At 61.5% G+C, this 24,757-nt stretch carries 26 protein-coding genes; 10 read left to right on the top strand and 16 right to left on the bottom strand.

The annotated features are described in order from the left end of the window. Positions 1-2: 2 nt before the first annotated feature. Both lptM and argH read right to left on the bottom strand, forming a co-directional pair. On the bottom strand, positions 3-281 hold the full coding sequence (gene lptM / locus B8784_RS03990) for an LPS translocon maturation chaperone LptM (RefSeq protein ID WP_084396326.1): 279 nt from the start codon (positions 279-281) through the stop codon (positions 3-5). Beyond that, entirely contained in the window at positions 282-1,694 is a 1,413-nt protein-coding gene (gene argH, locus B8784_RS03985) for an argininosuccinate lyase (RefSeq protein ID WP_199288572.1), read from the bottom strand. A 29-nt stretch (positions 1,695-1,723) separates the two neighbouring features. Here argH and B8784_RS03980 point away from each other — a divergent pair, with 29 nt between their 5' ends. Then, entirely contained in the window at positions 1,724-2,317 is a 594-nt protein-coding gene (locus tag B8784_RS03980) for a TlpA family protein disulfide reductase (RefSeq protein WP_084396325.1), read from the top strand. Positions 2,318-2,355: 38 nt separating this feature from the next. Here the strand turns inward: B8784_RS03980 and B8784_RS03975 are convergent, their stop codons facing one another. Then, positions 2,356-3,456: a hypothetical protein gene (locus B8784_RS03975; protein WP_084396324.1), complete on the bottom strand. Its 1,101-nt coding sequence runs from the start codon at positions 3,454-3,456 to the stop codon at positions 2,356-2,358. Positions 3,457-3,584: 128 nt separating this feature from the next. Further along, a complete protein-coding gene (locus B8784_RS03970; protein ID WP_084396323.1) occupies positions 3,585-4,412 on the bottom strand; it encodes a hypothetical protein in 828 nt (275 codons plus the stop codon). An 82-nt stretch (positions 4,413-4,494) separates the two neighbouring features. On the opposite strand from B8784_RS03970, the gene B8784_RS03965 reads away from it, so the two are divergent. Further along, positions 4,495-5,160 (top strand): Fe2+-dependent dioxygenase, encoded by a 666-nt coding sequence (locus tag B8784_RS03965; RefSeq protein ID WP_084396322.1) that lies wholly within the window; start codon positions 4,495-4,497, stop codon positions 5,158-5,160. Here B8784_RS03965 and B8784_RS03960 read toward each other — a convergent pair. The 5 genes from B8784_RS03960 to rpmB all read right to left on the bottom strand — a co-directional run bounded on the left by B8784_RS03960 (position 5,157) and on the right by rpmB (position 11,532). Beyond that, entirely contained in the window at positions 5,157-6,218 is a 1,062-nt protein-coding gene (locus B8784_RS03960) for an esterase-like activity of phytase family protein (RefSeq protein WP_084396321.1), read from the bottom strand. The two genes, B8784_RS03965 and B8784_RS03960, sit on opposite strands and share 4 nt — an antisense overlap. Positions 6,219-6,256: 38 nt before the next feature. Beyond that, complete coding sequence (gene cobT / locus B8784_RS03955) at positions 6,257-8,275, bottom strand: cobaltochelatase subunit CobT (RefSeq protein WP_084396320.1); 2,019 nt, start codon at positions 8,273-8,275, stop codon at positions 6,257-6,259. A gap of 76 nt (positions 8,276-8,351) precedes the next feature. Further along, positions 8,352-9,335 (bottom strand): cobaltochelatase subunit CobS, encoded by a 984-nt coding sequence (cobS, locus tag B8784_RS03950; protein WP_084396319.1) that lies wholly within the window; start codon positions 9,333-9,335, stop codon positions 8,352-8,354. A gap of 88 nt (positions 9,336-9,423) precedes the next feature. Continuing rightward, positions 9,424-11,115: an amidohydrolase gene (locus tag B8784_RS03945; RefSeq protein ID WP_084396318.1), complete on the bottom strand. Its 1,692-nt coding sequence runs from the start codon at positions 11,113-11,115 to the stop codon at positions 9,424-9,426. 117 nt (positions 11,116-11,232) lie between these two features. Next, the gene (gene rpmB / locus B8784_RS03940) at positions 11,233-11,532 is read right to left on the bottom strand and encodes a 50S ribosomal protein L28 (RefSeq protein WP_084396317.1); all 300 of its coding nucleotides are present in this window, start codon (positions 11,530-11,532) and stop codon (positions 11,233-11,235) included. A gap of 214 nt (positions 11,533-11,746) precedes the next feature. Here rpmB and B8784_RS03935 point away from each other — a divergent pair, with 214 nt between their 5' ends. Both B8784_RS03935 and B8784_RS03930 read left to right on the top strand, forming a co-directional pair. After that, a complete protein-coding gene (locus B8784_RS03935; protein WP_084396316.1) occupies positions 11,747-12,616 on the top strand; it encodes a DUF3108 domain-containing protein in 870 nt (289 codons plus the stop codon). 72 nt (positions 12,617-12,688) lie between these two features. Then, positions 12,689-13,504 (top strand): exodeoxyribonuclease III, encoded by an 816-nt coding sequence (locus B8784_RS03930; protein ID WP_084396400.1) that lies wholly within the window; start codon positions 12,689-12,691, stop codon positions 13,502-13,504. Here B8784_RS03930 and B8784_RS03925 read toward each other — a convergent pair. Beyond that, positions 13,501-14,190 (bottom strand): response regulator transcription factor, encoded by a 690-nt coding sequence (locus tag B8784_RS03925; RefSeq protein WP_084396315.1) that lies wholly within the window; start codon positions 14,188-14,190, stop codon positions 13,501-13,503. The two genes, B8784_RS03930 and B8784_RS03925, sit on opposite strands and share 4 nt — an antisense overlap. A 102-nt stretch (positions 14,191-14,292) precedes the next feature. Here B8784_RS03925 and B8784_RS03920 point away from each other — a divergent pair, with 102 nt between their 5' ends. After that, on the top strand, positions 14,293-14,802 hold the full coding sequence (locus B8784_RS03920; protein ID WP_084396314.1) for a L,D-transpeptidase family protein: 510 nt from the start codon (positions 14,293-14,295) through the stop codon (positions 14,800-14,802). Here B8784_RS03920 and B8784_RS03915 read toward each other — a convergent pair. Beyond that, complete coding sequence (locus B8784_RS03915; RefSeq protein ID WP_084396313.1) at positions 14,799-15,467, bottom strand: YggS family pyridoxal phosphate-dependent enzyme; 669 nt, start codon at positions 15,465-15,467, stop codon at positions 14,799-14,801. The genes B8784_RS03920 and B8784_RS03915 overlap by 4 nt on opposite strands. On the opposite strand from B8784_RS03915, the gene B8784_RS03910 reads away from it, so the two are divergent. After that, the gene (locus tag B8784_RS03910; protein ID WP_084396399.1) at positions 15,418-16,089 is read left to right on the top strand and encodes a thiamine phosphate synthase; all 672 of its coding nucleotides are present in this window, start codon (positions 15,418-15,420) and stop codon (positions 16,087-16,089) included. The genes B8784_RS03915 and B8784_RS03910 overlap by 50 nt on opposite strands. Here the strand turns inward: B8784_RS03910 and B8784_RS03905 are convergent. Together B8784_RS03905 and B8784_RS03900 are read right to left on the bottom strand one after the other, a co-directional pair. Beyond that, the gene (locus B8784_RS03905; protein ID WP_143435275.1) at positions 16,086-16,514 is read right to left on the bottom strand and encodes an NtrZ family periplasmic regulatory protein; all 429 of its coding nucleotides are present in this window, start codon (positions 16,512-16,514) and stop codon (positions 16,086-16,088) included. The two genes, B8784_RS03910 and B8784_RS03905, sit on opposite strands and share 4 nt — an antisense overlap. A 62-nt stretch (positions 16,515-16,576) precedes the next feature. After that, a complete protein-coding gene (locus tag B8784_RS03900) occupies positions 16,577-17,713 on the bottom strand; it encodes a porin (RefSeq protein ID WP_267889960.1) in 1,137 nt (378 codons plus the stop codon). Between the two features lie 144 nt (positions 17,714-17,857). Here B8784_RS03900 and B8784_RS03895 point away from each other — a divergent pair, with 144 nt between their 5' ends. From B8784_RS03895 to holA, 4 genes are read left to right on the top strand one after another with little or no spacing between them, the layout of a single operon-like run. Next, entirely contained in the window at positions 17,858-18,289 is a 432-nt protein-coding gene (locus B8784_RS03895) for a DUF3576 domain-containing protein (RefSeq protein ID WP_143435274.1), read from the top strand. A gap of 36 nt (positions 18,290-18,325) precedes the next feature. Continuing rightward, positions 18,326-20,887, top strand: a complete 2,562-nt coding sequence (gene leuS / locus B8784_RS03890; protein ID WP_084396309.1) for a leucine--tRNA ligase — start codon at positions 18,326-18,328, stop codon at positions 20,885-20,887. After that, a complete protein-coding gene (lptE, locus tag B8784_RS03885) occupies positions 20,884-21,381 on the top strand; it encodes an LPS assembly lipoprotein LptE (protein WP_084396308.1) in 498 nt (165 codons plus the stop codon). Before leuS ends, lptE begins: the two co-directional genes overlap by 4 nt. Further along, positions 21,378-22,430, top strand: a complete 1,053-nt coding sequence (holA, locus tag B8784_RS03880) for a DNA polymerase III subunit delta (protein WP_084396307.1) — start codon at positions 21,378-21,380, stop codon at positions 22,428-22,430. The genes lptE and holA overlap by 4 nt, the downstream gene beginning before the upstream one ends. Here the strand turns inward: holA and B8784_RS03875 are convergent. Genes B8784_RS03875 through rsmG form a run of 3 tightly spaced genes read right to left on the bottom strand, consistent with a single transcriptional unit; the run spans position 22,408 to position 24,756 of the window. Then, a complete protein-coding gene (locus tag B8784_RS03875) occupies positions 22,408-23,328 on the bottom strand; it encodes a ParB/RepB/Spo0J family partition protein (protein WP_084396306.1) in 921 nt (306 codons plus the stop codon). The genes holA and B8784_RS03875 overlap by 23 nt on opposite strands. Further along, the gene (locus B8784_RS03870) at positions 23,328-24,143 is read right to left on the bottom strand and encodes a ParA family protein (protein WP_084396305.1); all 816 of its coding nucleotides are present in this window, start codon (positions 24,141-24,143) and stop codon (positions 23,328-23,330) included. The genes B8784_RS03875 and B8784_RS03870 overlap by 1 nt, the downstream gene beginning before the upstream one ends. After that, positions 24,136-24,756, bottom strand: coding sequence for a 16S rRNA (guanine(527)-N(7))-methyltransferase RsmG (gene rsmG / locus B8784_RS03865; RefSeq protein ID WP_084396304.1), 621 nt, complete (start codon positions 24,754-24,756; stop codon positions 24,136-24,138). The genes B8784_RS03870 and rsmG overlap by 8 nt, the downstream gene beginning before the upstream one ends. Between the last annotated feature and the right edge of the window lies 1 nt (position 24,757).

Here is a 24,757-nt window from a genome sequence, read left to right as displayed (position 1 = left end):
GCTCAGTCCGATGGTCCGACTTCACCCATGCCGCTTTCGTCGACATTGGCTTCCGGATCGGGCTTGGGGATCTCCCCACCCAGCTCGTTGTAATAGGCCTCGTCCTCGGAGCGTTCCGGGGCCAGCGCAAATTCGACCGGCACATCGACCGGCGTTTGCGCTTCCTCGCTTGGCGGGTCGGAAAAGATCGGCGGCGGGCGTTCGAGGTCTCCGCGGATGCCGCACCCGGCGAGAAAGGCACACACGCTCACGCCAATACTCAGTTTCAAAACACGTTTCATTCAGCTCTTGGCCTCCAGGCCCAGTCGTTTCTTCCAGAGGTCCACCTGTTCGGCGACCCTGACCGGCGATGTGCCGCCATAGCTCTGGCGGCTGGCTGCCGACGCTTCCACGCTTAGCACGGAAAAGATGTCCTCGGTAAGGCGCGGTTCAACGGTCTGCATGCTTTGTAATGGCAACGCAGCCAGGTCGACGCCGTCAGCCTCGGCGAGCGCCACGATCCGCCCGGTGACGTGGTGGGCGTCGCGGAACGGCATCTTCAGTTCGCGGACCAGATAATCGGCCAGGTCGGTTGCCGTAGAGAAGCCTTTTGCAGCGGCAGCCCGCATGGCGACCGTCTCGAAGTGGATCGTGTCGATCATGCCTGCCATGGCACGCGCACACAGGCCGAACGTGTCGAACGCCTCGAAGGTGAGACGCTTGTCGTCCTGCAAATCCTTGGCATAGGCCAGTGGCAGGGCCTTCACCGCGCCCTGCAGGCTTGTGAAGTGACCGGTGATCAGCGCGGCCTTGGCCCGGATCAGTTCGGCCGCATCCGGATTGCGCTTCTGCGGCATGATGGACGAGCCGGTCGACCATTCATCCGACAATTGCGCAAAACCGAATTGCGCGCTGGTCCACAGCACGATCTCCTCGGCCAGGCGCGACAGGTGCGTAGCGGCAATGGAAAGGGCGGCGAGCGCTTCCAGTGCAAAGTCCCGCGCCGAAACCGCATCCAGCGAGTTCGCCATCGGCCGGTCGAAGCCGAGGGATTCGGCGGTGATGTCCCGGTCGATGGGAAAGCCGGTCCCGGCCAGGGCGGCCGCACCGAGCGGGGATTCGTTCAGGCGCAGGGCGGCGTCGTAGATCCGGCCCCGGTCCCGCTCCGCCATCTCGACATAGGCGAGCAGGTGATGACCAAGCGTCACGGGCTGGGCGGTTTGCAGGTGGGTGAAGCCCGGCATGATCGATTCGACATGCTCTTCAGCCCGCTTCAGCAGGGCTTTCTGCAGGCCGGCAAGGGCCGACTGCGCTTCTGTCAGGGCGCCACGCACCCAGAGGCGGAAATCCGTCACCACCTGGTCATTGCGCGAGCGCGCGGTGTGCAGGCGACCGGCCGGCTCGCCGATCAGCTCTTTCAGGCGCGCCTCGACATTCATGTGAATGTCTTCCAGCTCAACCCGGTACGGGAAATTGCCGGCCTTCACCTCATCCAGAATGCGGTCAAGGCCGCCCTGGATGGCTTCATTATCTTCTTCGGAGATGATGCCGCAGTCGGCCAGCATGTCCGCATGGGCGCGGCTGCCGGCGATATCCTGCAGAACCATGCGCCGGTCGACATCGATGGAGGCATTGATCGATTGCATGATGTCGGATGGTTGCGCGGCAAAGCGTCCCCCCCACATCTGCTGGCCTTTGCCGTTCTTGTCCGCCATATCACAAGTCCTGAAAATTGGAGACAGCTATGTCCCGTGTGCTCAAATTTGCGATCCCGGCCCTCATCGCCGGTCTGGTGCTCGCTGTGTCTTATGCATTGCTGAGCGCGACTTCCAAGGGTGGAAATACCGACCCGATCGGAAAACTTGCCACAGGCTCGCTTGAAAAGCTCGACGTCTCAAACCGCGGCGAACCTGTGACCGAGGCGACCTTCGAAGGCCCCGACGGCCAGGAGATGACGCTGGGCGACTTCAAGGGACAGACAATCCTCGTCAACTTCTGGGCCACCTGGTGCAGCCCGTGCGAGCGCGAGATGCCCTCCCTGGGCTCGCTTGAAGCCCAGAAGGGCAGTGACGACTTCAAGGTCATCGCCATCAGCGTCGATGCCAGCGAGGACAAGGACTATGCCCGCGAGCGTCTTGGCGAGCTTAGCGGCGGCGTCCTCGACTTCTATTTCGCCCCGCCGGAAAACTGGGACATCGTCTACGACGCCGGCGCCAAGGGCTTCCCCACGAGCGTCATCTATGACGAGACAGGCGCGGAGATTGCGCGCCTCTCCGGAGAAGCCGAGTGGGACAGTTATGAGGCCGCCGCCCTCGTGGACGCCATCACGGCCGACTAGGCCCGTCTGGGTAAAGCGCCTACGCTTTTTCCAGTCACCTAAAGCGTGTCGAACTTCTCACCGCTCCTGGCCTCATCGGAATAGAGCTCTCGGGGCAAGATGTTCGGATAAGCGTGCCATTGCCGCACTGACAGGACGCCCCGGCCGCCGGTCAGGGTTTTGACTGTCCCGTCATTGAAGGTGAATGTCCCCTCCACCGTATCGAAAGTCAGGGTCGCAACCGGATAGTCGGGAACCTTGAACGTCGCGCCCCAGACCGTCGCGTTGCCGACATGCGCCCTGACGTCATAGACGCCGTCGGCAACCTCGATCCTGATCTTGTACACGGTCGGAATAAAGCCATCCAGTTCACGCATGAAGGCCCAGTCTTCATGGGTGATGGCCATCTCGCCTTCCGGATAGTATTTGCGCGTCTCAAGGTCGTAGATCGAGAAATCCTTCATGCCGAGGCGCATGTCATACAGGGATGAATGGATTTCGTTGAACGCGACAAAGCCCCAGTCCTCCCAGCCGCCAAGCTCGGCTGCGGAAGAATCCACGGCGACATAGCGCTCCCGAATGCCGAACCCTTTCACCTTGATGGGCTGTCCTTTCAGATGAATCGTGCCTTCCACGTCCCCTGCCCAGTTGTAGCCATAGGTGATGGAGTGCTGGGTGAGATAGGACGGCGTGTCCCGGCCGTACCAGAGCGGAAAGCCGTGCGGCCGGTGATAGAGATCGGCCCTGTATTCCCCGTCGAGGGAATCGATCGTCAGATGCCAGGAATTGTCCGCGAAACATTCGACGCGATACTCATCCCCGCATGTCACGACGACGCTTTCGGTGCCTTTCTCGATTTTGAGGGCACCATGCGGTTTCCTGAGCAACCGTTCGAACTGCATCCCGGGATATCGAGCAATCTTGTAGACCGAACCGGGAAGCTGCTCGACATGGCCCGTGCCCTTGGCGCAGTTGATGGACACGACGTCCAGTTTCTCGAGAGCGAGGGACAGAATGGACCCGCCGACGGAGTAGAGTTCTCCGTCATCGCCGGTCACTGAAAACTGGAACAGCCAGTCCAGGAACCCGGAGCGGACATCTTCCTCGACGCCGGCCCTCGCCTCATCGGCCAGCGTAACTTTGGGGTTTTCTATCTTCATGAGACCTGTGGATGTTTCGTGAGCGTAGAAGCCACTTATCGAAAGGCGTCTAGATCCGCCAGAAAAACCATCGAAGCGAAATGCTTCTTGCGCTGAATTATCTACAGGCGCGTCTTTGGCGAGACGACCTAGCGAACCGCCGACAGCTCCAGCTGGACCCGCGAAATCTGCGAGGCGATCTCATCGACCGGGGTCGGCTCGGAATCGGCAAGCGGCGCCTCCGGCCACATCGCCTGCAGGGCCTCGAGTTCGGTGCGCACAGCTTCACCCGCATCGCCTTCGAGATCGCCGACATAGTCCTGGGCGACGACAACGAAGCCGAAGGCATCCTGATATTCCCCGGCATTGACGATCTCGCCGTCGACAACGCCGATCCGGTATTCGGCAAGAGTCGTGTCGAGGAGATAATTGAGGATGTCAGCCGTATCGCCGCCGACCGTATCGGCCATCATGGCGAGGTTTTCCTCAGCCTCGCTGAGCTGGCCCTCGATTTCGGAGGAAGCGGTGCCCTCTTCGAGCGCGTCGGAAATGCCGACGAAGAGATCGCCCTTGAACCCGATATCGTCGAGGCCTTCACGCTCAGCCGCGTGGGTTTCAGACACAGGGTGCAGCAGGTGTGGGGCAGCCTGTTCGGGCGCGCCGGCGCGGTAGAGCGCCAGACCGGCCTCGACATGGCCGCGCATGAAGGCCAGACGCTTCTCGATGGGAAGCTCACCGGTCGACATCGCGCCCATTTCGCCGCCTTCGCCCTCACCGCCTTCACCTTCGCCGGCAAAGGCCGGTTCGGTCGATGTGGACGCCGGGCTTGTTTCCTCCGACTGGTCGCCGCTGACAGCACTACTTTCACTGTCTGCGGGGGCGGTGTTGTTTTCATTGCCGCACGCGGCCACCGAGGTGGAGCCAAGCAGGGCTGCCGTCAGGCCAAGGCGCATGAGATCACGAGGGGTAAAGGGCATGGTATGCTCCGCTCATATTCGATAATGACAAGCTTTACATACCGCAGTAGTGCAAATCATTCTCATGCTCAACGGCCAATGAATGTTCTTTTCAATTTCCAATGTTCTGACACCCGAGGACGCCGCCCGGATCCGCGACAAGGCCGGCAAGCTCGACTGGGCCGACGGCAAGGCCACAGCGGGCCGGAGCGCCCGGACCGTCAAAGCCAATCTGCAGGCTGACCTCACGAGCGGGCTTGGCCAGGGCGTGCACGACTTTTTGATGAAAGCGATTTCCGGTCACAAGACGGTGCGCGCGCTCGCCCGTCCGCGGCAGTTCTCGCGGCTCCTGCTCAGCCGTACCGAGGATAGCGGGCATTACGGCTTCCATGTCGATAATGCGATCATGGGCTCTCAGGGCAAGCAGATCCGCACCGATCTCTCTTTCACCCTCTTCCTCGCAGAGCCTGACACCTATGAAGGCGGGGAGCTTTGTCTGTCGACGGCCGCCGGCGAGTTCAATGCCAAGCCGGCCGCCGGGACGCTGATCATCTACCCCTCGGGCGCGATTCACCAGGTCAGGCCTGTTACCTCAGGCTCGCGGCTGGCTTGCGTCGGCTGGATCGAAAGCCGCATCCAGCGTGCCGATCAGCGGGAAGTCCTGTTCGATCTGGAAAGCGTACGTGCCAGCCTGCCCAAAGCCTCGACAGAGGAGCGCCTGGTCCTCGACAAGACGATCTCGAACCTGATCCGGATGTGGGCGTCCTAGCCCGTCACCTCGAAGGCAAAGAGCAAGGTCTGCTGATCGTCGCTGAAATTGTCATCGGCGATGAGGAAGAGCCGGGTGGAGCCATCCGGGCGCTGCGACACGGCAATCCCCTCGAAATTATCGACCGTCAGCGGGCGGCTGAGGCGGGCAAGGGTGACCGGTTCCTCGTCCGGCGCATGCTTCGTGACCAGGAGCGAGTTGCCCGTCAGCGGATTCCAGGCCCGATGAAGGGCATAGACCACACCATCAAGCGCATCGAAGCCGACCAGCGGCAGCCGCTCTCCCTGATACCAGTCGAGCGCCGCAAATTGCGGGACGCCGGCCTCGTCGACCACCGCGACGGGGCTGCGCCCGTCCACCACCGTCTCCAGCCCGGCAACAAGCTGCCCGTCGCGCAACATCAGCGCTTCTGGTCCGGAATTGCCGGGAATGGAAAGGGCGGGCGTCTCCGGCCGGTCTGCAAAGCTGCTGACCGGAACCGCGCGGGCATTGCTGCCGCAAACGCCATAGGCGAAAGCCGCGATGCGATGATCGCGCTCAAAGCTGACAAGCGCGATGCCGTCGGCATAGTCGAGCCCCTCGGAATCGGCTTCCGCCTTGCCGGTCAGCATCTCGCCATTGCCCCCCCGCAGGAAGGAGAGCGTTGCCTCCCCGGTCGGCTGGACTGCTGTCTGGTCGAAACCAAGCTCGACCAGCGCGCCAGCATCCGATACCGCCAGAAGATCGCCGGACGGCATGACTTTCAGCCCCGAGAGCCCTCCAAAGGAGGCCGGCGTGGCCGACAGCGCCCATCCGCCGAGATAGGACAGACCGGTGACGGTCTTCTCGATCCTGTCCGGAGCGCCAAGCGCGACAGCATCCGCCGCGACAAGAAAGGAGAGCTGGAAGCCTTCGCCCACCTCATCCGGGCAGGAGGCATCGACCAGCTCGCTGCGGACCGCCGCAAGGTCCCAGGCCTCTTCCCCGGGAAGCGGCGAAACCGTTTCAGGCGCAGCGCCCTTGCAGGCCGCCACCAGGATGGCCAGACCGGAAAGAAGGCCGAAAGCCAGGCTCCTCATGACGCATCCTTTCCGGCTATATCCTCAGGGTCATCGGCTCAGGACTTCGACCGCTTGCGGGCGACATCCTGGAAACTCGTGGTCCGGACGTCGCGTCCGCCTGTTGTTTTGGTCCCATAGCGTGGGCCGCCCGAACTGGTTGCGGACACCCCGCTGGAGGAGGAATAGCTCCGCTTCTCGCCACGCAGCGGCGGCACAGCCATGGCAACCGGGCTCGGCGGATCACCATCCTCATCGAACAGGCTGGCGAGCTGTTCCGTCATCGCCCCGCCCAACTGCTCGGCGTCCACAATGGTCACGGCGCGGCGGTAATACCGTGTCACATCGTGGCCGATGCCGATCGCGATCAGTTCCACCGGGCTCTTGTTCTCGATCTCGGCGATGACCTGACGCAGGTGACGTTCGAGATAATTGCCGACATTGACGCTCAGCGTGGAATCGTCGACCGGCGCACCATCGGAGATCACCATAAGGATCTTGCGCTGCTCGGCCCGGCCCAGCAGGCGTTCATGCGCCCAGAGCAGGGCTTCACCATCGATATTTTCCTTCAGGAGCCCTTCGCGCATCATCAGGCCAAGGTTGCGGCGCGCCCGGCGCCATGGCGCATCGGCGGACTTGTAGACGATATGGCGCAGGTCATTCAGCCGGCCCGGCCCGGCCGGCTTGTTCGCCTTGACCCAGTCTTCCCGTGAGAGCCCGCCTTTCCAGGCTTTCGTGGTAAAGCCGAGGATCTCGACCTTCACACCGCACCGCTCGAGCGTGCGGGCGAGGATGTCGGCACAGAGCGCGGCGACCATGATGGGGCGCCCACGCATCGAGCCGGAATTATCCAGCAGCAGCGTCACGACGGTGTCGCGGAATTCGCTGTCATCTTCCTGCTTGAAGGAAAGCGGCGCGGTCGGGTCGGTAATGACACGGGTCAGGCGCGCTGTATCGAGCACCCCCTCTTCAAGGTCGAACGACCAGGAGCGATTCTGCTGCGCCATGAGGCGGCGCTGAAGCTTGTTGGCCAGCTTCGAGACCGCGCCCTGCAGCGACTGCAGCTGATGGTCGAGATAAGAGCGCAGCCGCGCCAGCTCTTCCGGGTCGCAGAGGTCAGGCGCATGGGCGATCTCGTCATGCGCCTTCGTGAAGACCCGGTAGACAAAGTCCGGCTTGTCGTCGCCTTCCTGGAAGTTCGGGCGGAGCGGCTTGGAGCCATCATCGCTCTCATCGACCTCGTCGTCGCCTTCGCTCTCAGCCTCGGCATCGACCTGGACATTGGTCTCTTCACCTTCGACATCGTCGCTGTCGCCGGCCTCCATTTCTTCCATGGAGCTGCCTTCGGCATCTTCGCCGGACTCGGGATCGTCGCTGGCGCTCTCTTCCTGTTCGGACTCGCCTTCTTCCTCGGATTCGTTGTCGTCCTGCGTCTCGTCGTCGGACTCTTCGCCCTCGGTCAGGTCCTTGATCAGTTTCTGGACCGTCTTCGCGAAAGCGCGCTGGTCGTTCAACTGCTCGATCAGCTGGTCGAGCGAATCCCCGCCACGCTCGGTGATCTCTTCACGCCAGATCGACGCGATGCCCTCGGCCTCCGGCGGCAGGGGTTTTCCGGTGAGTTTCTCGCGCAGCAGGAATTCCAGCGCCGGGGCAATCGGCGCCTCGGTGCGATCCTGCATCCGGGTGTAGCCGGCCTTTTCGCAGCGCGCAGCAAGGGCGGCATCGAGATTGGCGGCAGTCCCGTCCATGGCGCGCGAGCCGATCGACTCGATGCGCGCCCGCTCGGCGGCTTCATAGACCTGACGCGCCACTTCACCACTCGGGCGTTCGGCATTGTGCGCGGCCGCGTCATGGTGAGCCAGACGCAGCGACAGGGCGTCGGCTTCCCCGCGTGCCCGCGCGGCCTGTTGCTCGCTCAGTTCGCGCGGCGGCGTCTGCAGGACCAGTTTCTCGCCCTCGGCTCGTCCAGCCTCGGCGCCGAAGGAGGTCTCGACATCGCGCTTCTGACTCATCGCCTTCGCAGTGGCAGCGAGCGCCTGCTTGAACAGTTCGAATGGCGTATCGTCGGTCTTGGCCATGAGACTCACATAGCGACTCTCTTCGCATATGCGAAGTGGGATCGCAGGGTTAGGCGCCCGGGTCGGACGTCACCTTCTAGGCAACGCGCACCATGAGCGCGCTTTCGGGCAGATCCTCGTTGAAGCAGCGCTGATACATCTCCGCGACCAAGGGCCGCTCAAGCTCATCGCACTTGTTGAGGAAGGTCATCCGGAAGGAGTGGCCCAGATCGCCGAAGATCTTGTAGTTCTCCGCCCAAGTGATGACAGTCCGCGGGCTCATCACCGTGGAAATGTCGCCATTCATGAAGGCATTCCGGGTCAGGTCCGCCAGGCGCACCATCCGGGAAAGAAGATCCTTGTCGAGATCGGCCGCCTTGGTTGCGACAATCTCAACCTCGGCATCGTGCTCGAGATAGTTGAGCGTGGTGACGATGCTCCAGCGGTCCATCTGGCCCTGGTTGAGCTGTTGGGTACCGTGATAAAGCCCGGTCGTGTCGCCGAGACCGACCGTGTTCGTCGTCGCGAACAGGCGGAAATAGGGGTTCGGCGAAATCACGCGGTTCTGGTCCAGCAGCGTCAGTCGGCCCGACGCCTCCAGAACGCGCTGGATGACGAACATCACATCCGGACGACCCGCATCGTATTCATCGAACGTGATCGCGACGGAGCGCTGCAGCGCCCAAGGCAGGATACCTTCACGGAATTCGGTGACCTGCTTGCCGTCGCGAAGCACGATTGCATCCTTGCCGACCATGTCGATCCGGCTGACATGGCTGTCGAGGTTGATCCGGATCATCGGCCAGTTCAGGCGCGCGGCCACTTGCTCGATGTGCGTGGACTTGCCGGTGCCGTGATAGCCTTGGACCATCACGCGGCGATTGTGCTCGAAGCCGGCCAGGATCGCCATCGTCGTCTGCGGATCGAAGCGATAGGCCTCGTCCACTTCAGGCACGTATTCGGTCTTATCCTTGAAGCCATGGACAACCATGTCCGTGTCGATGCCGAACACGTCGCGGACCTTGATTTCTTCCGTCGGCTCCATATCGCTCAGAGCATCGGTATCGCTGGTCAGGCTCATGAATATACGTCTCCGAAAACTTGTCTGAAGGCTCAGATGGGCGTTCTAGCACGCGAATGAAATGCGCCTAGTGCGACGCGAGGGAAAGTCATTCTGCCGCACGCCAGACGATTTCGCCCTGAACCACAGTCATCACTGGTTCTGCTTCGAGTATCTCTTTTTCAGCCACGGTCAACAGGTCGCGGTCAAAGACGGAGAAATCCGCAAGCTTGCCGGCCTCGATCGTGCCGAGCTCGTCTTCCATGAAGGCCGCATAGGCTGCCGACGAGGTAAACAGGTCCAAGGCAACGTCCCGGTCCAGCGCCTGTTCCGGATGCCAGCCTTCGCCGCTATAGCCCTTCAGGTCCTTGCGGGCGACGGCGGCATAATACTCGATCAGCGGCGAGCCGACTTCTACCGGGGCATCCGACCCGCCAGCGACCACAGCGCCTGCATCCAGCAGGTCCTGCCAGGCATAGGCGCCATTCAGGCGGGCAAGACCAAGCCGATCCTCGGCAAAGTGCAGGTCCCCGATGGCATGCGAAGGCTGCATCGAGGCGATCAGGCCAAGATCGGCCACACGCGGAATGTCTGTCGGATTGATGATCTGGGCATGCTCGATCCGCCAGCGCTTTTCAGGGCCGTAGCCGCCTCGTTCATAGGCATCGATCAGGCGCCGGTTGCCGAGATCGCCAATGGCATGGACCGCCAGCTGATAGCCGCCTTCATCGGCCGCCGCCATCTGCTTGTCCACATCGTCCGACGACATCAGCGCCAGGCCGCTTGTGTCCGGACGGTCGGAATAGGGCTCGATCAGGAGCGCGCCCCGTGAGCCAAGCGCGCCATCCATGTAGACCTTCACCGCGCGGTTGCGGATCGTGTCGGTCTCGTAGAGGTGCTCGCTCGCAATGTCTTCTCCGGCTGCGTCATAGGCATTCCAGAGGCGCAGCGGCATCAGGCCTTCCTCGTCCAGCGCCTTCAGGATGGGGGCGTGTTCCGGCGGTACGGACATGTTGTGACCACCCGTCCAGCCGCGCGAAACATAGACTTTCGCACCTTCGACATAGGCCCGGCGGATATCCTCCTCGCTCGGCTTGGCGACCAGCCCCCAGACCGGGCCCATCGCATTGTCGATCAGGATACCCGTGGCATTGCCGTCTTCATCGCGCTCGATCTTGCCGCCATCCGGGTCCGGCGTGTCCGGGCCGATGCCGGCGGCTTCAAGGGCGGCGGAGCTGGCGACCAGCGCATGCCCGTCGGCACGTGAAAGAATGACGACCCGGTCGCCCACCACAGCATCGAGGTCGGAGGCCGTCGGCATGCGGCCTTCGGGCCAGCCGGTCTCGATCCAGCCGCGCCCGACAAGGATCGCGTCTTCAGGCAGACCTTCGGCTTCCGCTTCAATCCGATCGATCAGCGCGGCAATCGACTCCGTGCCGGCGAGATCGAGCGACAGTTCGCGCTGACCAATGCCGAGCAGGTGGATGTGTGCATCCGTCAGGCCGGGATACATGACTGCCCCGTCCAGATCGATCATGGTAACTTCGTCTTCCGACCAGTCCTGCGACATGGGCGGGGCTGTTCCCACAATGCGCCCCTCCGCATCGACGATAACGGCCTCCACCGTGCGTGGATCGTCCATGCCTGTATAGATCGTGCCGCCGGTATAGACGGTGAGCTGGCCCGACGCCCCCTCAACCGCCGAGTCAGGCGCAGATGCCTCTGCCTCGTCCTGTGCGCCAGACCCGCCGCTGCAAGCGGCCAGGCCAAGAAGCAGGCAAGCGAATCTTGATCGGATCATGAGAACCCCCTCCGGTCTGAATATCCGTCTCACTATGCCAGCTGAAGGAGCCAAGCGCGCGTCATGGCAAAAAAAATGCGCCCCGAAGGACGCATTTTGATCAGAAATTCACCGATTTCAGGCAGCTTCGCCTTCGGCTTCAGCCTTCTTCTCGATATCGCGCTTGATCTTCAGCGCTTTCGGGGAAAGCTTGTCGTCGCGGACCTTGGCAAGATAGCCGTCGAGGCCGCCAAGCTTGTCGATGGTGCGCAGCGTTTTCGCAGCGATCCGCATCGGGAAGGCCCGGTCGAGAGCTTCAGACCGCAGCGTGACATTCACAAGGTTCGGCATAAACCGGCGCTTGGTCTTGACGTTGGAGTGGCTGACGATGTTGCCGATGGTGGGCTTGACGCCAGAGAGTTCGCATTCGCGTGCCATGGGGCGCTCGCTCAATCTAAGTGTTCATGTAAAACCGAAGCGGCGCTCATACGCGCAGAGTGCGCCGACGTCAACAGTGGCCCACAGCCTTCAGCAGGTGACCTAACAGTGATTTAAATGCGGCAATGCAAGGGCAGGGCTGTTCAGTTGGCGTTCGGGCAGGCAAATATATACATCCCCGTCGATGGAAGCACCAAAAAGGACTTTGCCGACCATGAAGAAGTTGATTGCCGCGACCAGTCTTCTCGCGCTCGCTGCCGGCGGCGTCTCATCTGCTGATACGGCACCGGCGGCCACACCGCTCTCCAGCATCAAGGCGGGCGAACCGATGCGGATGACCTATGAAGTCAAGGCAAATGCTTGGGCCATCATCATTCCGATCACGGGCAAGGCCAATTTCCGGGTCGACATGAAGCCGGAGACCTATTCCATCAAGGGCAAGGTCAAGACGACCGGGCTTGCCGACATCCTGGTCAATTACGACCTCGATCTCGCCGCCAGCGGCTATGTCCGCGACGACCATCTGCGGACCTACGCCTATGTCTCGCAAAACCATGACGGCAAGAAGAACCGCCGGGTTGAGATGACCTATGGCCGCGAAGACGTCGCGATGACGGCCAAGCCCGAATTCGGCAGCCTGGGCGAGCCCCCGGCCACGCCCTCACAGAAACTGGAGGCCAACGACCCGCTGACCGCCTTCCTTGGCCACGGCTTCGTGCCCCGCTCAGCCGGCGAGGATCCGTGCGGCGGGCCGATGAAAATTTTCGACGGGCGCCAGCTGACCTGGCTCTATTTCGAAAATCACGGCCTGAAAGACATCAAGACGGGCGGCTATAAAGGCGAGGCCTATGAATGCCATGTCCGCATGGACCGCATTGCCGGCTATGAAAAGGACGAGATCAGCAAGGACAATCTGACCGGCATTGAAGGCCCGCTGCGCATGTGGATGGCACCGCTGCCGAACGGCGCGATCATGCCGGTGAAGATCCAGGCCGATACCGATGATATCGGCACGGTGACCCTGCAGGTCTCGAAGCTTGAATTCGAACCGCTGACGGCAGAAACCAGCCCCGGCTCGCACTGAGGCAGGCCTTCCCGATCACCCGCCACACAGCCCGCGTTGACCCTCCCGGTCAGCGCGGCTATGGGCTTTGCGATGTCAAAGTCCCCCTTCAAGATCGCGACCTGGAATATCAATTCCGTCCGCCTGCGCGCGCCTAATATCGAAGCTTTCCTGGCCCAAGAGAGCCCCGACGTTCTCTGCCTGCAGGAGATCAAGTGCCAGACGGCGGAGTTTCCGGCCAAGGTCTTCAATGAGGCCGGCTACGAACACCATCAGGTGCTCGGCCAGTCCGGCGGTCATCACGGGGTCGCACTTGTCTCGCGCCATCCGATCGAACCGCTGGAGGCCATGCCGCTCTGCCGCGAGGGCCATGCCCGGGTTCAGGCGTCACGCATCGAGGGCTTCGAAATCCATAACATCTACCTGCCGGCTGGCGGGGACGTGCCCGATCCGGAGGTGAATGAGAAGTTCGCCCACAAGCTGGATTTCCTCGCCTGCATGGCCCGTGACTATGCCGCCGCCGACAGGGACCCGAAGCCGCGCATCCTCGTCGGCGATCTCAATGTCGCCCCGCATGAGAACGATGTCTGGTCGCACAAACAGCTCCTGAAGATCGTCTCTCACACGCCGGCCGAGACCGAAGCGCTGGAAAAGGCCCGCAAGGAGGGCGGCTTTACCGATATCGCGCGCGAACTGCACGATGATGACCAGAAGCTCTACACCTGGTGGTCATACCGCGCGAAAGACTGGGCAGCCTCCAATCGTGGACGGCGGCTCGATCATATCTGGGCCAATGATGCAGCCATGGGCCTGGTCGACCTGCCCCGCTACAAGATCCATCTCGGCTGGCGCGGCGGCTGGAAACCCTCCGACCATGCGCCTGTCACCGCGGTTTTCGACCGGGCCTAACCGGCCTGGAGCCGGTATCCCCCGGTCTCGGTCAGCAGCAGGCGCGCATTGGCCGGATCGGGCTCGATCTTCTGGCGCAGGCGGTACACATGCGTTTCCAGCGTGTGCGTAGTGACGGCGGCATTATAGCCCCACACCTCTGACAGGAGCTCGTCGCGCGGCACCGATTTGCCGCCGGCCCGGTAGAGGTATTTCAGGATATTGGTTTCCTTCTCGGTCAGCCGGATCTTGCGCTCATCCTCCCGAACCAGAAGCTTCATCGCCGGATGGAATTCATACGGGCCCAGCGTGAAGGTCGCATCCTCGCTCTGCTCGAAGCTCCTGAGATGTGCGCGAATGCGGGCCAGAAGGACCGAGAACCGGAAGGGCTTGGTGACATAGTCGTTCGCGCCCGACTCAAGGCCGAGGATCGTGTCGGCATCGGTGTCCTGGCCCGTCAGCATGACAATCGGGGCGCGTACCCCGCGCGATCGCATCAGTTTGCAGGCTTCGCGGCCATCCATGTCCGGCATCTCGACATCGAGCAGGATCAGGTCCAGCCGGTCGCTTTCGGCAATCTTCATCGCCTCATGGGCGTTGGCCGCCTCGACCGTTTCAAACCCGTCATGAAGGCTGAACTGCTCGGCGAGGACGCTGCGCAATTCTTCATCATCATCGACAAGCAGGATTGTCTTCTTGCTTATCATTCATCCCTCCGCACAGGTTCAAATCTCTTCAATAGGTTTACCTGTCTGGTCCTTCACATAAACTTCGTATAACTCTCATATCACATATTCGGGAGCAGCAGTGTGACAGCAGCGTTCCACGCAAATGGCTGGGGTGAATTTACCGGATTGGGGCTTGCCGTACGCTGTGCCGTCGGCAAGAGCGGACTGGTGCCGGCCGACAAGAAACAGGAAGGCGACGGCGCCTCACCCATCGGCACATGGCGAATGAAGCGGGTCTTCTTCCGCCCGGATCGTCTTGAACGGCCCGAAACGGCGTTGCCCACCGTCCCGTTACGCCCGCAGGATGGCTGGTGTGATGCACCAACGGACCCACTCTATAACCGCCCGGTACGGCTGCCTTATCCTGCGAGCCACGAAGAGCTCTGGCGCGACGATCATATCTATGACGTGATCGTGGAGCTCGACCATAACAGTGATCCAGTCGTGCCCGGCCTCGGAAGCGCGGTCTTCTTTCACCTGGCCCGGCCGGACTATAGCGACACACAGGGCTGCATTGCCGTGGCTCAGGATGATATGCTGAAGATCCTGGCTAAGGCCGAACCCGGAACCACACTGACGATCGAACCCTAGCCGTCTTCCCGTTCGCCGAAGAAAGCGCTGCCGACCCGGACATGGGTGGCGCCGAACCGGGCACCGAGTTCAAAATCGGAACTCATACCCATGGACAGGCTTTCAAGCCCGTTTTCCTCAGCCAGCTTTGCCAGCAGGGCAAAGTGCGGCCCGGCGGGCTCATCGACCGGCGGAATGCACATCAGCCCCACGAGCCGGCCGGGATAAGTCTCGCGCGTAAAGGCAACGAGCTCTGCTAGCTCTGCTGGCACAACACCTGATTTCTGCGGCTCTTCGCCTGTGTTGACCTGGATGAACAGGTCGGGAAAACGGCCGAGCTTCTGAGCCGCCGCGCTCAGTGTTTTCACAATTTTTGCGCGGTCAACTGTTTGGATGACGTCAAACAGGGCCACGGCTTCTTCGGACTTGTTGCTTTGCAACGGGCCGATCAGGTGAAGCTTCAAACCCTCGATATCGCGACGGTCCGCCCAGTGGGCTTCGGCTTCCTGGACACGGTTCTCCCCAAAAACCCTGTGGCCACACGCCAGTGCCTCCTCGATCCGCGCGTCCGGCTGGCGCTTCGACACTGCAATCAATTCGACCGGGTGAGAGGCCGCCGCATCGAGACGACTGAGAATGTCGTCGCGCCGGGCGGCTATCGAGTCTGGGGAAGCGGTGCTAGTCATGGCCATGATGAAGCATGGACCTGAGGCCAATCGCAAGTTCCGCAATGCGGTGCGTCTCGCGCGCTGCCACCTTCCTGATGGTCTGCCGTCGGGCTTTTTTCTGACCGACCCCACGCGAACGCCCGATCCCTTGCAGACTGTCCCACGCTTGCCGGAGAGTATCGGCGTCATTCTGCGCCACTTCGGACAGCAGGAGCAAATCGCGCTTGCCGGCCCACTGGCCGGGCTTTGCCGCGAACAGGCCCGGTGTTTTCTCGTAGCTGCCGACCCGGTAACCGCGCACCGCGTCGGGGCCGATGGCGTTCACTGGCCCGCGCGCCTTGCCGGAACCGCCCGGAAAGCTAGTCATCACTTTGCGATCAACACGATGAGCGCCCACAGCCTGGAAGAGTGCAGGGCGGCTGAGCGCCTCTGCATGGACGGCCTTATCCTGTCGCCGGTCTTTCCGTCGGAAAGCCCCAGCGCTGGGCAGCCCCTCGGGATCATGCGGTTTTCGGCTTATGCAAGCGCCTGCCGTGTGCCTGTCTACGGGCTCGGCGGGATCGATCATACCAATGTCGAAAGGGTTGCCAGCTTCGGCGGCTTTGCCAGCGTGTCCGGGCTGGCCGAAAGCGTTGTCTAGAACTTGAAGGCCGAGCGCAGGCGAATGCCGGCTTCAATCTCTTCCTGCTGGAAGGACTTCAGGGACTCATCGAGCTGATTGGCCCCAAGGCTGAGCGTACCGCCGACACTGATGCGCGGCGTGATACGGAATTCGGCGCCGGCGCGCATTTCCTCGCGGGGCAGGGGCGAATCATCCGGGCGCGACGTCAGGTCGACGCTCAACTGCCAGCGGTCGCCCTTGACCCAGGCCAGCTTCACTTCCTTGCTCGGACGTGTCTGCCAGATCGGGGCTTCGTCGCTCGGCGAGCTTAGTGTGAACTGGCGATACCAGTCCGGCTCTGCCTTGTCGGTCTCCGAGACGGTCGGCGGTGCCAGCTCAGCAGGCTGCGATTGCGCGAAGGCCGGAGCGGCCGCACACAGCGCAAGAACTGCAAGAGATGTCACACGAAGACGCATTTCGGGTCCTTTCAAGGCCTAACTAATCACCCGATCGATTAAAGAGAAGATTAATTCCCTGCAAAGTCGAAGAAATTACCGTTGAGTGTGATTTCAGCCACAAACCCGCTGCCTGCACGTTTTTTTGTCAGCGCCGTCAGGGTTTCGTCCTGATAGGCAAGCCCCAGACGCAGGCCATCAACGACTTCCCGCGATGCAGCGATACTAAAAGCCTCCGACTCCAGGACGGCCAGTGAATCCTCGGCTTCTCCGTAATTCACCGAAAAATCCGTCTCGAAAGCTTCAAAGCCCGCGCCGATCTCCCAAGCCTCATAGTCGGCTGACTGAAAGCCATTGTCGCTCTTCAGCCACGACCCGCCAAAGCTCACTCCGGAGGTCAGTTCGATATTCGCTCCGCCGGACAGCGTCTCGACCCGGTCGCGAACCCCGGCGAACGGTGAGTCGGCTTCAGCCGTCGACCAGCCCAGCGCCGCCTCTATGCGAATGCCCGACTGCGGCAAGCGCCGGGAGAGATTCGCCGCGACTTCGACGGCATTGCTCAGTCCGGGCTGGCCGTGGCCAGCATCGACATTCCGGTCGAGCCCCTTTGCCTCACTGTCGGGCGTAAAGGAGAGGCCGGCCCTCAGGCCCAGAATGCGCGGCGTCGCATAGCTGACCTTGGCCGAGGGGCCCGTCAGATCGTGATTGGTGCGCAGGATCTTCAGGCCATCCGGGTCGAGATAGGGGTTGTTGATACCGGCATGGGTCAACGCAGACGGCGCCCCCTCATGGAAACGGGCGGCCACACCGCGATCGCGGCCCATGCGCAGCTCGCCATAGCCGCCATCAAGCTCCAGATAGGCCGTCTCGACAGACCCGCGCGCGCCGATCTCGTCGTCTTGCGCCATGCCCGACAGGCCGGAATAGGCGCCGGTCGGTCCCGGCGTTCCGTCAAACATCCCGACAAAACCTGGCCTGTCAGGGTGATCGCGCTGTCCGCGCAGCGTCAGCCGCGCGCCGATCTGCAGGCCGTTCTGAAGCACCTTTTCGAAGCGATTATCGAGCGAAACCTCGTAAAGAATGCCCTCACTCTCAACGTCGCCGGAAGTATTGTGGTCCGGCGCAATCACCGTCACGGCTTCGATATCGGATTCATATTCGAAGGGCGCAGACTGGGCCATGGCGGGCATTCCCGCCCCAGCGAGCACAGCAACCGCCAGTCTGCTTGCCTGAATCCTCAAAGCCTCACCTCCCGGTAATCTGATATCGACCGCATAACAGCACTGGTCCGCAAAGTCGCAGATGCTATACAGGCTCGCGATGATAAAGAGATTTTCGACAGGATTATGGTCATGAAGCGTACTCTCCAGTGGTCAGCCGCAATCTTTGCCGCACTGGCTCTGACCGGTTGTATTTTCGGCGGCGGCAGCAAGGACCGCGAGATCAGCGTCGTCGAGGATTTCGAAGGGGGCGTGAACCCGTACCTCTGGCGCGCCAGTCTCGACACGCTCCAGACGCTTCCCCTGAAATCGGCCGATCCTGTCGGGGGCATCATCAATTATGACTGGAAGACCTATGAGAATGCCGCCGGCGAGCGCATCAAGGCGACGGTCTACATTCTTGATTCCCGTCTGCGCGCCGATGGCGTGAAAGTTTCTGTCTTCCGCCAGGTGCAGCAGGATGGTGACTGGGTGGATGCCGATATCGATCCGGAAACCGGGATCCAGCTCGAAAATGCAATCCTGACGCGTGCCCGGGTTCTGAAGTCAGCCGAAATCAGCTAACCAGCCGAACTGGTCAATCAAATCTGGGAGGGGCGTGTGTCGTCTCGCTATGACCCGCAAGCCGCGGAAGCCAAGTGGCGTGAAGCCTGGGATAAGGCAGACATCTTCCGGGCGAAATCCCCGGCCGAGGCCCCCGGCAAGCCAAAATCCTACGTCCTCGAGATGTTTCCCTATCCATCCGGGCGCATCCATATGGGGCATGTGCGCAATTATGCGATGGGCGATGTCGTCGCCCGCCACCGGCGCGCGCATGGCCACAATGTCCTACACCCGATGGGCTGGGACGCCTTTGGCCTGCCTGCGGAGAATGCCGCAATCGAACGCGGCGTGCACCCCGGCGAGTGGACCTACAAGAACATCGACTCGATGCGCGCCCAGCTCCAGAAGCTCGGCCTGACGCTCGACTGGAGCCGCGAATTCGCGACCTGCGACGAAGACTATTATGGCGAACAACAGCGCATCTTCCTGACGCTGCTGAAGGCCGGGCTCGCTTACCGCAAGGCCAGCAAGGTCAACTGGGACCCGGTCGACAACACAGTCCTCGCCAATGAACAGGTCATCGACGGCAAGGGCTGGCGCAGCGGCGCGGAAGTCGAACAGCGCGAACTGACACAGTGGTTCCTCAAGATCACCCATTATGCCGACGAGCTGCTCGACGGCATCGATACGCTCGAGAACTGGCCCGAAAAAGTCCGCATCATGCAGGCCAACTGGATCGGCCGGTCCGAAGGCCTGCAAATGCGCTTCCCGTTCGAGGGCGATGTGCCAGCCGGGTATGAGGATGGCATCGAGATCTTCACCACGCGGCCGGATACACTATTCGGCGCAAGCTTCATCGCGCTGTCACCCGATCACCCGCTGACCGTAGAGCTCGCTGCGTCCAATTCGGAGATCCAGGATTTCCGCAACGCCTGCGCCCGCATCGGCACCAGTGAAGAAGCGATCGAAAAGGCCGAGAAGATCGGGCTTGATACGGGCTTGCGCGTTTCGCATCCATTTGATCCGTCGATCAAACTGCCCGTCTGGACCGCCAATTTCGTCCTCATGGGCTATGGCACAGGCGCCATCTTCGCCTGTCCGGCCCATGACCAGCGCGACCTTGATTTTGCACGGAAATATGACCTGCCCGTACGCCCCGTCGTCTTGCCGTCAGAGGCGGACGCCGGCACCTTCACGGTCGACACGGAAGCCTATGTCGGGCCCGGCAAGATCTTCAATTCCAGCTTCCTCGATGGTCTCGATATCGATGCTGCCAAGACGGAAGCCGTCTCCAAAATCGAAGCGATGGGCCTTGGCGAAGGCAAGGTAAATTATCGTCTGCGCGATTGGGGCGTTTCCCGGCAGCGTTATTGGGGCTGCCCGATCCCGATCATCCATTGCGCCGGTTGCGGCGCGGTGCCCGTGCCCGAGCAGGATCTGCCGGTTACCCTGCCGAAAGACGTTTCCTTCGAGAAACCGGGCAATCCGCTCGCGCATCATCCAAGCTGGAGACATGTCGATTGCCCCAAATGCGGCGCCAAGGCCGAGCGTGAAACCGACACGCTCGACACCTTCGTCGACTCCTCCTGGTACTATATCCGTTTTGCCAGCGAGTCCGACCGCGAGGAACGCGGCTACTGGTTGCCGGTCGATCAGTATGTCGGCGGCGTCGAACACGCCGTCCTTCACTTGCTCTATTCCCGCTTCATTGCCCGCGCGATGCGCGATGTCGGCGAGCTCGACCTGCCCAGCGGCGAGCCTTTCTCCGGCCTGTTCACACAGGGCATGGTTACCCACGAGACCTATAAGGGCCCGGACGGAAAATGGGTCGAGCCCTCGGAAGTCGAGCGCCAGGGGGACACCCTCATCCTCAAATCCTCCGGGGAAGCTGTAACGGCCGGACCGATCGAGAAGATGTCCAAGTCGAAGAGGAACGTGATCGATCCTGACGAGATCATCTCGACCTTCGGCGCTGACACCGCCCGCTGGTTTGTGCTGTCCGACAGCCCTCCGGAACGCGATGTCGAATGGACGCAATCGGGTGCCGAAGGCGCAGCCCGCTATGTCCAGCGCGTCTGGGCGCTCTTTGCAAAGCTTGGCGACGCCGGCGAGGCCCCGGCAAGTGAAAAGCCAACACCCTTGGTGAAATATTCGCACCGGACCGCGGCGGCCATCGACAAGGCCATTCGTGAATTCCGCTTCAACGCCGCCATTGCCGCCTGCCATGACTGGGTCAACACGCTGAAAAAAGCCGAGACCTCGAGCGAGGAATCGCTTGCGAGCCAACGGGCCAGCGCGCGCATGCTGGCTGTCTGCCTCATGCCGTTCATGCCACACCTGGCCGAAGAATGCTGGGACGCCCTGGGCGAAGATGGCTTTGTTTCCGAAGCTGCCTGGCCAGAGTCCGATCCGGCTCTCATGGCGGAAAACACGATGACGCTTCCAATCCAGGTGAATGGCAAGCGGCGCGGGGAGATTGAGGTCGAAAACTCGACACCATCACAGGACATCGAGAAGATTGCCCTGGCCAGCCCCGACATCAGCGACTTCATTGCCGGCAAGGAAATCAAGAAAGTGATTGTTGTGCCCGGCCGGATTGTGAATATCGTAGCCGCATGATCAGGCTCATTACCCTGCTGGCCCTGCTTGGATGCCTGTCGGCCTGCGGCTTCCGTCCGCTCTATGCCGGCCAGACCGGCAGCAATGCCGCCTCCGCGCATAATATTACCATTCAGCCGATACCGGGCCGGTCCGGATATAACTTGCGCCAAGCCCTGCTGCGGGAGCTGTCACCCGGCCTTCCGGGTCTGGATGGGGCCGCACATCTGACAATCTCGCTCAATGAGCGTATTGCCCGCGCGACCCTGCTGCCCGATGGGGCCGTCTCGCGCTCATTTATCAATGCTCGCGGACAATACACACTCGAAACCGACAATGGCCCGATCCGCGGCGATGCCAGCGTCCAGGTTCCGTTCGCCGCGACCGCCACCCCCTATTCTGACGTCTCAGCCCAGACTTATGCCGCCGAGCGGGCCATGGCAGAGCTCTCCCGCCAGATCGTGGAGCAGCTGCGGATACAGGTTCAGGGGCAGCAGGATCAGGACGCTTCATGATTCTCAAGGGCGGCGCGATTTCCGGCCAGGTCCGAAAGCCAAGTCCCGACATCTGGTGCATTCTCGTCTTCGGCGATGATGATGGCGTCGTTGCTGACACGGCGACGCAATTTATAGGCGGCTGGACGAAAGCCGAGGGCGGAAACGCGAACACGCTCAGTCTTGATGATGACGATGTTCGCCGCGAACCCGGCCTGCTCATAAACCGCATTGAGACGGCCTCGCTGCTCGGCGAAACAGACATCATCCGCATCAGAACCTCGGGCGAAAAACTCGCCAAGATAATCCTGGACCTGGTCGGCGAGGCCGATGCCCAGGGTACGCCCTTCGCCAACCGGCTCATCATCCAGGCCGGTACCCTCGCGAAACGGTCGAAACTTCGCACCGGCATCGAAGCGGCAAAAACGGCCGCCACCGTTCATGTCTTTTCTGACACGGAGCAATCCATCCGCGATCTCGTGGTCGAAAAGCTGAAAGCCGAGCAGATTGAAATCGAGGATGAGGCACTGGACCGGTTCACCAGTGCGCTGCCAGGCCATCGCGGGCTGGCCAATCAGGAAACCGACAAACTGGTCCTCTTTGGCTATGATCTTGGCCGGCCCATCTCGCTCGCCGATATCCGCCAGCTTTCTCAAACAGACGCCGATAACAGTATCCGCGACATGATACATGCCGCGCTGGACGGCCAGGCGGTGAAATGCCTTGAGGAATATGACCGCGTGGCCGAAGCCGGAACCTCCGCGATCAGCATCCTGCGCGCGCTTGAAAGCGAAGTCCGGCGCCTCCTGCAAGCGCGCGGCCTTGCCGGCACGGGCGGGAATGTCGGCATGAAACTGAAACCGCCCGTCTGGCAATCGGAATGGCCCGCTTTCCGGGCGCGCATGGATCGCTGGTCGATGCCGGCCCTGACCCGGCTGATGGCGGCAATCCACGATCACGAGCTTCAGGCAAAGCAGAGCGGGCCGGCCGCTGACGCATCTATCCGATTGCTTTTATTAAATATTCTTCGATCCGCAGCAAAGCGGTCTAGGCCTGTCGCTTCGCCGTAAGCTTGCGGCAGAGATCGTCCAGCTGTTCCAGATCCCGGTACTTGATACGTAGCTCACCGCCATTGGCCTTGTGACGTATATCCACTGGCAGGCCCAGGGCCCGAGACAGATCCGCTTCCAACGCTTCAGTATCAACGTCCTTTTCGTCGGCCGAAACCTTTTTCGCGATTGTATTCATCGCGCCGTCGTCGCGGCCGCGCTTGACCAGCGCTTCCACTTCGCGAACGCTCAAGCCTTTCTGGACCGCCATCGCAACGACAGCATCCGGGTCTGCCGCCCCCAAGGCGGCCCTGGCATGGCCGGCTGAAATCCGGCCTTCACGAAGGTGATTGCGGGCCGTCTCTGAAAGCTGTAGCAGCCGGATTGTATTCGCGATGTGCGCACGGCTCTTGCCAACGCTTTCGGCGAGCCCCTCCTGGGTCCGGCCGAACCGCTTCATAAGCGCGCCATAAGCCTCGGCTTCTTCAATCGGATTCAAATCCGTCCGCTGGACGTTCTCAATAATCCCGACTTCAAGCAGTTCGAGTTCATCCAGATTGCGGATCGTCGCCGGAATATCACTGAGGCCGGCCTGCTTGGCGGCCCGCCAGCGGCGCTCGCCGGCGATGATCTGATACTTGCCATTATCCTTCGGATCCGGGCGCACCAGGATCGCCTGGAGAACACCCTTCGCCCGGATGGATTCAGCCAGTTCGGCCAGATCCGCCTCGGCAAAATAGCGCCGAGGCTGCTGCGGGTTCGGACGGACATCCTTGATCGGGATGGTCGACGTTTCACGTGAAACAGTTTCGGCCTCTTCCGGCGCGCTCTCATAACTGGACGCGCCTTCGACCTCCCCGATCAAGGCGGAGAGGCCGCGGCCGAGACGGCTGGATTTGGACTTCGGTTCGGTTGCCATCAGGCCACCTGCCTTGCTCGTTCTCGCTGAAGCATTTCCGAGGCCAGGCGAATATAGGCCTCACTGCCGGGGCAGCGATAATCATATAGAAGAGCCGGCTTACCGAAACTCGGCGCTTCGGACAGACGGACATTCCGCGGTATGACCGTCCGGTAAACCTTGTTGCCAAGAACGTTGCGCACTTCATCGGCCACCTGGTCCGAGAGATTGTTGCGCCGGTCAAACATGGTCAGGACCACGCCCTGAATATCGAGTTTCGGGTTGAGCCCCGACCGGACGACCTCGACCGTCCGCAGCAATTGGCTCAAGCCTTCGAGCGCCAGGAACTCACACTGCAGAGGCACGAGAAGCGCGTCAGCTGCGGTCATCGCATTGATCGTCAGGGATGAAAGCGAGGGCGGACAGTCGATCAGGATAAAATCATAGCGCTTTTCCGGATCGTTCGCGGCGCGCTCGACATAATCATGGATCGCTTCGCGCAAGCGGTAGGAGCGGCGCGGATCTTCGGCCAGCTCCGTCTCGACACCGGAGAGGTTTTCATCCCCGGGCACGATCTCAAGACGCGGCACCAAGGTTGGCATGATCGCTTCTTCAAGCGGCATGCGGTCCACGACAACATCGTAACTCGTCAGCCGGCGGTCGGCACGCATGATGCCGAGCCCTGTCGACGCATTCCCCTGGGCATCGAAATCGACAACCAGAACTCGGCGTCCGACCGCCGCAAGGGCCGTCCCGAGATTGATTGAGGTCGTGGTCTTACCGACCCCGCCTTTTTGATTGGCCACAGCCAGGATACGGGTGCCGGAATCAGACACGTTGCGCCTCCATTATCTTAAGAATAACCCCGGTTTCGCTGGTGCGACTCGGAATCGCCTCATAGGCGAGATTCCAGTATTCCGAGGCTTCCGTCAATTCTTCTCGCCAGTGTTCCCCCTTGAAAAATAGACCTGTCGCCCCGCGAAGCAGCCAGGGCGCGGAATAGTCCAGAAGTTTTCGCAACGGCGCGAGCGCGCGGGCTGTAACAAAGTCGACAGTTCCGGCCTCGACGGATTCGATGCGCTTGTTCAGCACCTTCGCAGGAAGCGCCAGCTCCGATATCGCTGCGGAGAGGAAGGCACACTTCTTTCCGACCGACTCCAGTAATATCACGGAGCCGTCTCCCTCAGCCACATGACACGCAAGGACCAGTCCCGGGAATCCGGCGCCCGATCCAATATCCAGAATACGCGACTGTCTGGTGACCAAGGGGATGAGCTGTGCGCTGTCGAAAACATGCCGCGCCCAGATCTGGTCCATTTCCCGCGGACCAATCAGGTTCATCCGCTGACGCCATTCATCGAGCAGGGCCACGAGCCGCTCCAGGCGGTCGAGTGTTTCACGTGAAACATCGAGATCGGCAAGCGCTTGCCGGGCTTCGTTTTCTGTCATG

Origin of the sequence: Henriciella aquimarina (assembly GCF_002088975.1) — a bacterium.
GTDB classification, from domain to species: domain Bacteria; phylum Pseudomonadota; class Alphaproteobacteria; order Caulobacterales; family Hyphomonadaceae; genus Henriciella; species Henriciella aquimarina.
Note: the sequence above shows the minus strand (reverse complement) of the source record. Positions and strands in the feature narration are given on the sequence as shown.